Annotated in this window: 8 protein-coding genes and 1 pseudogene; 3 read left to right on the forward strand and 6 right to left on the reverse strand. The window is 50.6% G+C overall.

The window, feature by feature from the left end; all coding sequences use genetic code 11:
* The 3 genes and pseudogenes from HBA93_RS13790 to HBA93_RS13800 form a co-directional block, all read right to left on the reverse strand.
* Window positions 1-191: pseudogene (locus HBA93_RS13790) on the reverse strand (hypothetical protein); the annotation flags it as partial.
* A 12-nt stretch (window positions 192-203) separates the two neighbouring features.
* Window positions 204-1,061: a tRNA 2-thiocytidine(32) synthetase TtcA gene (ttcA, locus tag HBA93_RS13795; protein WP_121993448.1), complete on the reverse strand. Its 858-nt coding sequence runs from the start codon at window positions 1,059-1,061 to the stop codon at window positions 204-206.
* Window positions 1,062-1,320: 259 nt separating this feature from the next.
* Complete coding sequence (locus tag HBA93_RS13800) at window positions 1,321-2,436, reverse strand: DmpA family aminopeptidase (RefSeq protein WP_221723662.1); 1,116 nt, start codon at window positions 2,434-2,436, stop codon at window positions 1,321-1,323.
* Between the two features lie 1,167 nt (window positions 2,437-3,603).
* Here HBA93_RS13800 and uvrA point away from each other — a divergent pair.
* Window positions 3,604-6,525: an excinuclease ABC subunit UvrA gene (gene uvrA / locus HBA93_RS13805; protein ID WP_221723663.1), complete on the forward strand. Its 2,922-nt coding sequence runs from the start codon at window positions 3,604-3,606 to the stop codon at window positions 6,523-6,525.
* 87 nt (window positions 6,526-6,612) lie between these two features.
* On the opposite strand, the gene HBA93_RS13810 is transcribed toward uvrA, so the two are convergent.
* Window positions 6,613-8,172: an NAD(P)H-hydrate dehydratase gene (locus HBA93_RS13810; RefSeq protein WP_221723664.1), complete on the reverse strand. Its 1,560-nt coding sequence runs from the start codon at window positions 8,170-8,172 to the stop codon at window positions 6,613-6,615.
* Between the two features lie 377 nt (window positions 8,173-8,549).
* Between HBA93_RS13810 and HBA93_RS13815 the strand changes: the two genes are divergently transcribed.
* The gene (locus HBA93_RS13815; protein ID WP_028233793.1) at window positions 8,550-8,888 is read left to right on the forward strand and encodes a P-II family nitrogen regulator; all 339 of its coding nucleotides are present in this window, start codon (window positions 8,550-8,552) and stop codon (window positions 8,886-8,888) included.
* A 66-nt stretch (window positions 8,889-8,954) separates the two neighbouring features.
* Window positions 8,955-10,364 carry a type I glutamate--ammonia ligase gene (gene glnA / locus HBA93_RS13820; RefSeq protein WP_121993363.1) on the forward strand — a complete coding sequence of 470 codons (1,410 nt, stop codon included), beginning with the start codon at window positions 8,955-8,957 and terminating at the stop codon, window positions 10,362-10,364.
* Between the two features lie 178 nt (window positions 10,365-10,542).
* On the opposite strand, the gene HBA93_RS13825 is transcribed toward glnA, so the two are convergent.
* On the reverse strand, window positions 10,543-11,343 hold the full coding sequence (locus HBA93_RS13825; protein ID WP_221723665.1) for an ATP12 family chaperone protein: 801 nt from the start codon (window positions 11,341-11,343) through the stop codon (window positions 10,543-10,545).
* Window positions 11,344-11,384: 41 nt separating this feature from the next.
* Complete coding sequence (locus tag HBA93_RS13830; RefSeq protein ID WP_221723666.1) at window positions 11,385-12,038, reverse strand: HAD-IA family hydrolase; 654 nt, start codon at window positions 12,036-12,038, stop codon at window positions 11,385-11,387.
* Window positions 12,039-12,072 lie beyond the last annotated feature (34 nt).

Here is a 12,072-nt window from a genome sequence, read left to right on the forward strand (position 1 = left end):
GGGGGGGGGGGGGGGGGGGGGGGGGGGGGGGGGGGGGGGGGGGGGGGGGGGGCGGCGGGGACCAGGGGGGCAGCCGAGGGCTTCTGGCGGAGATCACCACTGTCCAGCCGGCGAAAGCGCGGCAGAATTTCAGTATCAGCGGTCGAGCTGAGCAAATCAGCCAGCCAGTTAATCTCGTGATGATCAAACATGTTCTGCTTCCGTTATTCTTCTGAGGGGGAGGATAGTTCCGGCGCCATCAGCGACGCAAAATCAAAAATCTTACGATCCAGCAAATGGCTCGGACGCACATTGGCCAGCGCACGGATCATCGTATCTTTACGACCTGGCATGCGCTTTTCAATATCGGTCAGCATGGCCTTCATCATATTGCGCTGTAGGCCATCCTGACTGCCGCACAGATCACAAGGAATGATCGGGAATTCCATCGCTGTGGCAAATTTTGCCAGATCATCTTCCGCCGCATAGGCTAATGGGCGCAAGACCAGCAAATCGCCTTCATCATTCAGCAGTTTCGGTGGCATCGACGCCAGACGACCACCATGGAACAGATTCATGAAAAAGGTTTCGAGAATATCTTCGCGGTGATGGCCAAGCACCAGCGCCGAGCAGCCCTCTTCACGCGCAACACGGTAGAGATTACCACGGCGCAAACGCGAGCAAAGCGCACAATAGGTCTGATTTTCCGGCACCTTATCCGTCACGATCGAATAGGTATCCTGATATTCAATGCGATGGGTAATCTGATTTTTGGTCAGATAATCCGGCAGAATATGTTTCGGAAAATTCGGCTGTCCCTGATCGAGATTGCAGGCAATCAGATCGACCGGCAACACACCGCGCCATTTCAAATCAAGCAGCAAAGCCAAGAGGCCGTAGGAATCCTTACCGCCGGAAAGCGCAACCAGCCAGCGGTCACCCGGACGCACCATGGCAAAATCATCCATCGCCTGACGGGTCTGGCGCAGCAAACGCTTGCGCAGCTTGTTGAAACCCACCGAGGACGGCACATTGCGAAACAGCGGATGACATCCGTCTCCGCCCATATCCTCATCGCTCATGGATGCATAATCATCCAGCTCCTGACTGATATCGGAAACCGGCGCAGGCTTGGCCAATTTGTCCTGCAAATCTGAACCTGTATCGCCGTTCAGGGCTGTGTCGTGAATATTCATAGATATCTCTGCTGCAAAAACTGCTGTTAGAGCGACCTTTGTGTGCCAAGTCTGGCACACGGCGCTCGATAGCATCGAATAAAGCGAACCGTCCACGTTCGCAACAAAGAAGCGGCTTTTCAGCCGCCTCTTCAATCAGAAATCGTTATTTCTTGAGCCTGTTATATTTTTTCATCACTTCCATAAGCCGGTCATGCGGAAGAGCGTAAGAGATGTTATCGTCCCGCCCCTTCATAGTTTCCGCCGCAATCATCGCATTGATAATCGCTTCTTCCGTAGCCAAGGCTGTGGCATGAATAAGCGGATCCATTTTATGATTAGAGACCATCTCCAATTGGCTATTTTCTTCACGGCTATAGGCATCAGGATTGGCCGTTGAAAAGGCAATGAAAATATCCCCGCTGCCATTGGCACCAAAACCACCGACACGACCAAGCCCGACAGAGACACGGCGTGTCAGTCGCTTGAGCTGATGCGGCAAAAGCGGCGCATCCGTTGCCACGACAACGATAATCGAGCCGCTCTCTTCACGCGTCCATGAGGTATCCTGCATCAGCTCAGTGATTTCCTCACCAACCGGCACACCGGCAATCATCAGGTCCTGTCTTCTGCCGAAATTGCCCTGCACCAGTACACCAACAGTATAGTCGCCCTCTTCATCGCTCAGTTTACGCGATGAAGTACCCGTACCACCTTTAAAGTGAAACAGGTTCATACCGGTGCCGCCGCCGACATTCCCCTCGGCAATTTTGCCGCCCGCAGCATTATCCAGCGCGGCATAGACATGCTCTTTCTTCACATGCATGCCGTTAATATCGTTCAGAATACCATCCCATGTTTCAGCAACCACCGGCAGAAGCCAGTAAAGGTCTTTGAAATGCGGCCCTGTCAGATCATTATCAATCAGCCAAGACACCACGGAATCCCGCACCACACCCACGCTGTGTGTATTGGTGATCGCAATCGGTCCTTCAAGGAAACCGCTCTCCTCAATCCATGTCGTGCCGGTCATCTCGCCATTACCGTTGAAAGATGTCCAGCCGGCAAAAACCGGATTAAATGTCTTTCCCCGTGGCAGGATAGCAGTGACACCGGTGCGCGCAGGGCCTTTGCCGGTTTCAAGCCTGCCCTCGCCCTCAATAATCGTCGAATAACCAACGGTCACGCCTTCAACATCGGTAATGGCATTATTCGAACCTGTTGTTCCTGTAAACGGAATACCGAGATCGCGTGCGCGCGGTTTATGCGATGTGCTTGTCATTAAAAATTTCCATATTCTGCAATCAAACAACTTCGCGATAGGCAGGAGCCACCTCGCACAAAACTGTTACAGACAAAAAACAACGTCTTTGTCCTGATTTTTGAGAACCCTCCGTAGCGGTATGTCGTCATGCTCCCCGATACCGCCGCGGGCATATAAGCACCGCAAATTTATCCGCGCAATTGCTTTCATTCCACCGTTACCGTCAGGTTTATGTCATCATCAGAATTTTGGGGAGAAGATAAATCAGGGAAGAGGCACATCTGCCTCGGCAACAAGTTTATACAACATACAAAAATGCCCTGCCGCTCACTTATTTTGGCGCGCAGGGCTTTTGATTGGGGTTCATCCCATTTTGCCGGTAGTCATTCGCCGACAAGATTTCAAATATCTGCCATGATGGCAGTTTATTTGCAGTAGAGATAAATTGTTGCTCTTTCAGTAAAACCACACTTCAACTTTCATTTGTGACAGTCTGGTTCCGAACCGCAGATATAGCATTCAGCCATATTTTCAGAACCGTACCACTTTCAGCAAATCCGTAACTGCATCATCTGTTGCCGAAGCATTCAGACAGGTAAATTGCGTTATTGACCATTCTATTCAAACTATTTTTCAGATAGCTTTCACAGAAATCCGGTAGTTTCAGAAAAAACATTATTTTTCGACGATATAATATCGTCATGCATGGTCAGGTGGACTCATCCTTATATTCCTCCTGTTTCGCGCGGAACAGTATAAGTTCCTGTCTGGGCTTTCGCCCGTCTTCAGCTGTTCGGGACTTACATCCCTTTCCTCCGCTGATGCTGAAGACAATTTCAGTGTGCTCTCAGGACAGCGCATCGTCAACTGATAGGTTTTCACATTATATTACATCGTCATTTGATGAACTTAGACAAGAAATCCTGCTTTGCAGCGATTACAACCAAAATCTGACTGGACTTAAGTTCATATTTTGTTCTATAACCTTTTGCAAAATTGCGGGAAAGCAGCTGGACTGTCATTAGTGCAGCGCAGTTTCGCAGAACAGAGTACAAATCCGGTCAATATTGAGTTTGAGCAGAGCACACCTATATAAATGTCTGAGTTTCGGCTGCGGACAGAGTAATCTCTGCTTGTCTGATTTAACCGGCCAATTGTTATGCATCCAACGCAGGCACAATGCTGATGAGCGATCAAAAATTTATCTCCATTCGCGGCGCCCGCGAACATAATCTGAAAAATATTGATATTGACCTTCCCCGTGACAAGCTGATTGTCATGACCGGCCTGTCCGGCTCGGGCAAGTCATCGCTCGCTTTCGATACAATCTATGCGGAAGGTCAGCGTCGTTACGTTGAGAGTCTTTCAGCCTATGCGCGCCAGTTTTTGGAAATGATGCAAAAGCCGGATGTTGACCAGATTGATGGTCTGTCTCCTGCCATTTCTATTGAACAGAAAACAACCAGCCGCAACCCGCGCTCAACGGTCGGTACTGTCACCGAGATTTATGACTATCTGCGCCTGCTCTATGCACGCGTTGGTGTTCCTTATTCTCCGGCTACCGGCTTGCCGATTGAAAGCCAGACAGTCAGCCAGATGGTTGACCGTGTGATGGCTTTTGAAGAAGGCACCCGCCTCTATATCATGGCGCCGATTGTACGCGGCCGTAAGGGTGAATACCGCAAAGAGCTCGCTGAACTGCAGAAAAAAGGCTTTCAGCGCGTCAAAATTGACGGTGTTTTCTATGAAATAGCTGACGCACCGGCGCTGGATAAGAAATACAAGCACGATATTGATGTGGTTGTTGACCGCGTTGTGGTGCGTCCTGATCTGGCTTCCCGTCTGGCCGACAGTCTGGAAACCTGCCTGCAACTGGCTGAAGGTCTGGCAATTGCAGAATTTGCTGACAAGCCGTTACCACCGGAAGAAACCGCAGCAGACAGCGTCAATAAATCCAAAAACGACACCCATGAGCGCGTGCTGTTCTCGGAAAAGTTCGCCTGTCCTGTCTCCGGCTTCACGATTGCTGAAATTGAACCGCGCCTGTTCTCCTTCAATAATCCGTTTGGTGCCTGCCCGACCTGTGACGGCCTTGGTTCACAGCAGGCCATTGATCCGAACCTGATTGTGCCGGATGAAACTCTGCGCATGAAAGACGGGGCAATCGCGCCTTGGGCAAAATCCTCTTCGCCTTATTACAATCAGACTTTGGAAGCACTGGGCAAAGCCTATGGTTTCAAGCTGACAGATAAGTGGCAGGATTTGAGTGAAGATGCCCAAAAGGCTGTGCTTCATGGTACCAAAGGCAAAGAAATTACCTTTGTTTATAAGGACGGCTCGCGCTCTTACGAAACAACCAAGACATTTGAAGGTGTTATTCCTAATCTGCAGCGCCGCTGGAAGGAAACTGATTCCAACTGGTCGCGTGAAGAGATCGAACGCTATATGTCGGCCACCCCTTGTCCGGCTTGCGCAGGCTATCGCCTGAAACCGGAAGCACTGGCAGTTAAAGTCGGCAAGATGCATATCGGCCAGTTAACGGAAATGTCGATCCGCAATGCAGATCAGTGGTTCAGCACGATTGACCAGCAGTTCAATGATAAACAGAACGAAATTGCTGCCCGTATTCTGAAAGAAATCCGTGAGCGCCTGCGCTTCCTCAACGATGTGGGGCTGGATTATCTGTCACTGTCGCGTAATTCCGGCACACTGTCCGGCGGTGAAAGCCAGCGTATTCGCCTCGCCTCGCAGATCGGCTCCGGTCTGACCGGCGTTCTCTATGTGCTCGATGAGCCATCCATTGGCCTGCATCAGCGCGATAATGCCCGTTTGCTCGACACACTGCGTCACCTGCGTGATCTCGGCAATACCGTGATCGTGGTTGAGCATGATGAAGATGCTATTCTCACTGCCGACTATGTCGTTGATATTGGTCCGGCAGCCGGTGTTCATGGCGGTCAGATTATTGCTAAGGGCACACCGTCCGAAGTGATAAACAATCCAAATTCTATCACCGGCAAATATCTGTCCGGCGCTTTGCAAGTTATGGTTCCGGCAGAACGCCGTAAGATTACAAAGTCCAAGCGTATTAAAGTTGTCGGCGCCCGTGCCAATAATCTGAAAAACGTAACCGGTGAAATTCCGCTCGGCACCTTTACCGCAGTAACCGGCGTGTCCGGTGGCGGTAAATCCACATTCCTGATTGAAACCCTGTATAAAGCTGCCTCACGTAAAATCATGGGCTCCCGCGAACATCCGGCAGAACACGACCGGATTGAAGGTTTGGAACTGCTGGATAAAGTGATTGATATTGATCAGTCCCCGATTGGCCGTACGCCGCGCTCCAATCCGGCCACTTATACCGGTGCATTCACACCAATCCGCGACTGGTTCGCCGGCCTTCCGGAAGCAAAGGCACGTGGCTATCAGCCTGGTCGTTTCTCATTCAACGTCAAAGGCGGGCGCTGCGAGGCCTGTCAGGGTGACGGTGTTATCAAGATTGAAATGCACTTCCTGCCTGATGTTTACGTGACTTGTGATGTTTGTAACGGCAAACGCTACAACCGCGAAACACTGGAAGTTCTGTTTAAAGGCAAGAGCATCGCCGATGTTCTTGATATGACGGTTGAAGAAGGTGTGGAATTCTTTGCTGCGGTGCCAAGTATCCGCGACAAGATGGAAACGCTGAACCGCGTCGGTCTTGGCTATATCAAGATCGGCCAGCAGGCGACCACCCTCTCCGGCGGTGAAGCCCAGCGCGTTAAACTCGCCAAAGAACTATCCCGTCGCGCAACCGGCAAGACGCTGTATATTCTTGATGAGCCAACCACAGGTCTGCATTTCCATGACGTTGCCAAACTGCTGGAAGTGCTGCACGAACTGGTCGATCAAGGCAATACGGTTGCTGTTATCGAGCATAATCTTGAAGTCATCAAAACCGCTGACTGGGTATTGGATCTCGGCCCTGAAGGCGGTGACGGTGGTGGTGAAATCGTCGCAGCCGGTCGTCCGGAAGACATCGTCGTGGAACCACGCTCCTATACCGGCCACTTCCTGAAGGAACTGCTGGAACGCCGTCCTGACGGAAAAACACTCGCAGCTGAATAAATAAAAACGCCGCCTCATAAAACAGGCGGCGTTTTTATTGAATAATACGAGAACGAAAAATCAGTTCTGTGGCCTGATTTTCTTATCTCAGTGCTTCCCGTTTCTCAGGGATATGCTGTCATTTGAGAGCAAGCCGTTTTTCTCAAGCTTTGCCCATATTTTTACAATCAGGTCAGGCATATCTTCGGCGATTAGGCCGGCCGGTGCTTCCTCAGCAAAACAATTTGCAGTTTCCGCATGTATCCACACCGCCGCACAGGCAGCCTCAAAAACCGGCATGCCCTGTGCGCATAGCCCTGCAATAATACCGGTCAGTACATCACCGGAGCCGGCAGTTGCCAGTAATGCATTGCCATTACTGTTAATTGCAGCACGGCCATCCGGTGCGGCAATTACCGTATCCGCGCCTTTATAAATCACTACACTATGGCTGAGCTGAGCAGCTTGCCGCGCTTTCTCAACCTTACTCTGACTATCTGTAACCAATCCGCCGAATAACCGCTGAAACTCTCCCTCATGCGGTGTCAGTACCAGCGAACAGCGTGATCGTTCTGCGGCAGCAAACAGTATTTGCGGCGGATCTTTAAATGCCGTGATTCCATCAGCATCCAGAACCAGTGCTTCCAAACCGGCTTCATCTGCACTATCCGCCAGTAATGCACATACCAGCTCCCGCGCCCTTGGCAGATCACCAAAGGCAGGTCCCAGAACCGCGGCTTTGACTTTTCTTGCTCTGATAAAATTCAGAACGTCAACAGTTTCACCTAACGGATACAGCATTGTGCCCGTCAGATGCGCGGCATGAACAGGTAATGCGTCCGGCGGTGCAATCATTGTCACCAACCCCGCCCCTGTACGCGCAGCGGCTGCAGCACTCAGACGTGCAGCACCGGTGGACATCATCCCGCCGGAAAACACCCCGACATGGCCACGTGTGAATTTATGGGCATTGATCTGAGCAACAGGCAGAACATCACGCCAGAGCTCCGGCAGATTTTCATAAAGCCTGACCGGTATTGTTTCGAATACCGTATTTTCAATGCCTATATCGCGGACATGCACTTCACCGCATAACTCACGTCCCGGCTGTAATAAATGCCCGGGCTTCTTACGGAAAAACGTAACCGTATGCTGCGCATGCACTGCCTCACCCTTAACCTGCCCGTCCAGTCCGGATACACCGCTTGGCAGATCAATGGCACAGACAGATACACCGGACATGTTCAGCCTTGTGATACAAGTTGCCAGCGCTCCGCTTACATCTCGCACAAGCCCCGCACCGAGCAAAGCGTCCACAACCAGCGAATAATCTTCAGGTATAAAATGGTGAAGCGGCAGAACCTGCCCGCCCGAAGACAAATAGTCAGCATAGGCAAGAGCCGCCTCACTGTTCGTTTTGGGTTGTTCCGTATAAAAACAAGCCACAGATATGCCCGCCGCCTTCAATAGCTTTGCGACGACATAGCCATCGCCGCCATTATTGCCGGAGCCACAGAGCACAGCGACAGAACGAACATCAGGCCAAAATCTGACAATCTCTTCAAGCACCGCCTGACCGGCGCGCTGCATCAGACGATAACCTGCAACACCACCCGTAATGGTAATCCGGTCAGCTTGCCCCATCTCTTCCGGCGTCAACAACTCCATATCAGGCTCCTGCGAGAATGCTTATTACTTCACACATGCTTATTTAGAACGCACAATGCCTAAATTTTAGGCAACTAAAATCCGGTATTCATATTTATCACTGCCATTTCTTCATGCAAAGGCAACGCAGATGCAGCCTTGCCTGAAATTTCTGCACATTCTTTGCCGTGTGTGAATTTCACCTTTCGGCATCATTTGAAAATAAATTAAACATTTCAACAGGCTGCATCAAAGACTGCCAATTAAAATTCTGCCTGCCCATAAAAAATTATAAAATTTTACCCGTCAGATTATAAATTCGCAGATTTTGGCATGATTTATGCTTATGATATTTCAAGGCCATGTAAGGCTCAGAAATAAACGGAGGCAGCATTCTGATGAAAAAAATCGAAGCTATCATTAAGCCTTTCAAACTTGATGAAGTCAAAGAAGCACTTCAGGACGTAGGCCTGCAAGGTATCACCGTTCTGGAAGCCAAGGGTTTCGGCCGTCAAAAAGGCCATACTGAACTGTATCGTGGCGCGGAATATGTTGTTGATTTTCTGCCAAAGGTAAAAATCGAAGTCGTGCTTGCCGATGATGCAGTCGATGCAGCGGTAGAAGCCATCCGTAAAGCCGCGCAAACCGGCCGTATCGGCGATGGTAAAATCTTTATCTCCAGCGTTGAAGAAGTGATCCGCATCCGTACCGGCGAAACCGGCCCTGATGCTATCTGATATGTAAGCCACCGGTTTTCCGGACAAAATTTTCTCAGTTTAACGTCGTTCAATAGGAAAATGCATATGACGACCGCCCATGACATTCTGAAACTGATCTCCGACAACGACGTAAAATTCGTTGACCTGCGTTTTACTGACCCTAAGGGCAAGCTGCATCACGTCACTATGGATGTGGGTATGGTTGATGAAGAAATGTTTTCTGACGGCGTTATGTTCGACGCCTCCTCCATCGGCGGCTGGAAAGCCATCAATGAATCCGACATGGTTCTGATGCCGGATCCGGCTTCCGCGCACATGGATCCGTTCTTTGCAGCATCCACACTGGTTCTGCTTTGCGATATTCTGGATCCGGTTACCGGTGAAAACTACAACCGCGATCCGCGCGGCACTGCCAAGAAAGCAGAAGCCTATGTGAAATCACTTGGCATCGGCGACACTGTTTTCATCGGCCCGGAAGCTGAATTCTTCATCTTCGACGATGTAAAATATAAGAACGATCCTTACAACACAGGTTTCAAGCTGGATTCCAGCGAACTGCCATCGAATGATGACACCGATTACGAAACCGGAAATATGGGTCACCGTCCGCGTGTTAAAGGCGGTTATTTCCCTGTTCCGCCAATCGACAGCTGTCAGGATATGCGCTCGGAAATGCTCACAGTTCTGTCCGAAATGGGCGTAACCGTTGAGAAGCATCACCACGAAGTTGCAGCCGCTCAGCACGAACTCGGCGTGAAATTCGACACCCTCGTCGCTAATGCCGACAAGATGCAGCTCTTCAAATATGTGGTTCACCAGACTGCAAATGCCTATGGCAAGACCGCAACCTTCATGCCGAAGCCGATCTTCGGTGACAATGGCTCGGGCATGCATGTTCACGTATCCATCTGGAAAGACGGCAAGCCGACTTTCGCCGGTAATGAATATGCCGGTCTGTCAGAAAGCTGCCTGTTCTTCATCGGCGGCGTGATCAAACATGCCAAAGCACTGAATGCCTTCACCAACCCTTCGACCAACTCTTATAAGCGTCTGGTTCCGGGTTATGAAGCGCCTGTTCTGCTGGCCTATTCCGCCCGCAACCGTTCAGCTTCCTGCCGTATTCCATTTGGTAATTCGCCAAAATCAAAGCGTCTGGAAGTCCGCTTCCCTGATCCGACAGCAAACCCATACTATTGCTTTGCTGCCATTCTGATGGCTGGTCTGGACGGTATCAAGAACAAGATTCATCCTGGTCAGGCAATGGATAAAGATCTCTATGATCTGCCGCCAAAAGAACTGAAAAAGATCCCTACCGTTTGCGGCTCGCTTCGTGAAGCGCTCCAGAGCCTCGACAAAGACCGTGCCTTCCTTAAAGCAGGCGACGTATTCAGCGATGATCAGATCGACAGCTTCATTGAACTGAAAATGCAGGAAGTCATGCGCTTTGAAATGGCTCCGCATCCGGTTGAATTCGATATGTATTACTCCTGCTGATACATCCTCCCGAAACAAGAAACCCCGCCAATGGCGGGGTTTTTTATTTACTTGGCAAATAGTGAATCTAATTGGCAGGAAATCAACGTAAGATACTGATTGTTTTATATTTATCGATATAAAAAAGCCGCGCCAGACAAACCGGCGCGGCTTAAATTTGCAGCAACTTTGCTGTTAATTACAGCACACGTACCAGCGCATCAGCAGCACGGATTTCCTTCTCCCGCCATGCACGACGTGCCTGCGCCTCTTCATCCTCACCCCACTGTTCAATCGTCCAGTCTTCATCAACATGAGCGGCTTTCCATGCCGTATCCACATCGATGGCACCTTTAAACAATGCCAGACCGGTGATTGCCGAGCCGCAAAGTGTGGTCATCACATGCAGAGCCGCCAGCGCGACAGGATCTGAAACCATTCGCAGATGCGCACCGAAAGCAGCCAGTGCTTCGCGTGGCTGCGCTACATGCATCAGGCCTTCTGTAACCTCGAAATTCGCACCGAGTGTAGCGGCCCAATCAAGCAGCGGATCCCAATGTTCACGCTGACGGTTAACCAGTTCTTTCGGGCTGTCTGCGCGGTAGCACAGCAGATCAGTACCGGCGAAGCGCAGAATTTCTTCCAGCACCGCCTGCGTTTCCGCAGCAACACCATCAATCGCCGTATTGACCAGACGGGTTGCAGGCATATCGGCCGGATTAATATGCGTATCCTGACGGGCAAATTCTTCTGCCACGATCTGCGCAGCCGCTTCCGTTGGCAGAACCAGCTTGTTACGCAGCGGCGTATTGACCAGCTTGCCATCCAGCAATATGGCAAAACCGCCAGCTTCATAGGCAGCGACAGTCACATCCTTATAGAAACGCTTCGGCAATGGCGTCAGCATCTGCTTTTGTGCGCGGATAACCGGATCAGGATCAGACAGCATCGCCTCGTGATCGAGCCGTGCCTGTTCGATATCTTCAAGAATATTGCGCATTTTATTTCCTAAATATTTCGGTTCAAAATCTCACCACGCCATCAGCGGGCAAGCTGACCCAACAAATCCGACGGATGATGCAATATAGTTGCTGCACCCGCTTCGCTTAATCTGTCTGGCTTATGATAGCCCCAGTTTACACCGATTGCTGTGGCACCGGCACTGCCTGCCATCATCATATCGTAAGTCGTATCACCGATTACAAAGGTCTGCGAGACATCACAACCCGTCTCATGGCAACATTCCAGCACCATTGCCGGATGCGGCTTGGACGGACAATCATCTGCACAGCGGGATACAAGAAAATTCCGGTCGAAACCATGGCGCTCCATCACCGAGATCACACCACGGCGGGATTTTCCTGTCACCATGCCCAACAGAATATCATCCTGCACAGCCAGAGCATCAATCAATTCGGAAATGCCGTCATAAAGCGGCTCGTCAAAATCATGTTCGAGCCGGATTTTACGAAATTGCTGCTTATATTGCTCGGTCAGATGCTCAACCTCAGCCCCCATAGGAATACCGGAAATCTGCGAAATCGCCAGATTGAGCGTCAGACCGATAATTTCCTGTGTCTCGCTTAGTTCCGGAACGCGCAGACCTGCATTCGCAAAGGTCTCGGCCATACAACGATGAATAACACCGCCGCTATTGACCAGCGTTCCGTCACAATCAAACAGCACCAGTTTCATAGTGAGGCTTTTTCCTGCATAGTTTTTGCCAAAT

Source organism: Ochrobactrum sp. SFR4 (assembly GCF_019730395.1).
Classification (GTDB): Bacteria; Pseudomonadota; Alphaproteobacteria; order Rhizobiales; family Rhizobiaceae; genus Pseudochrobactrum.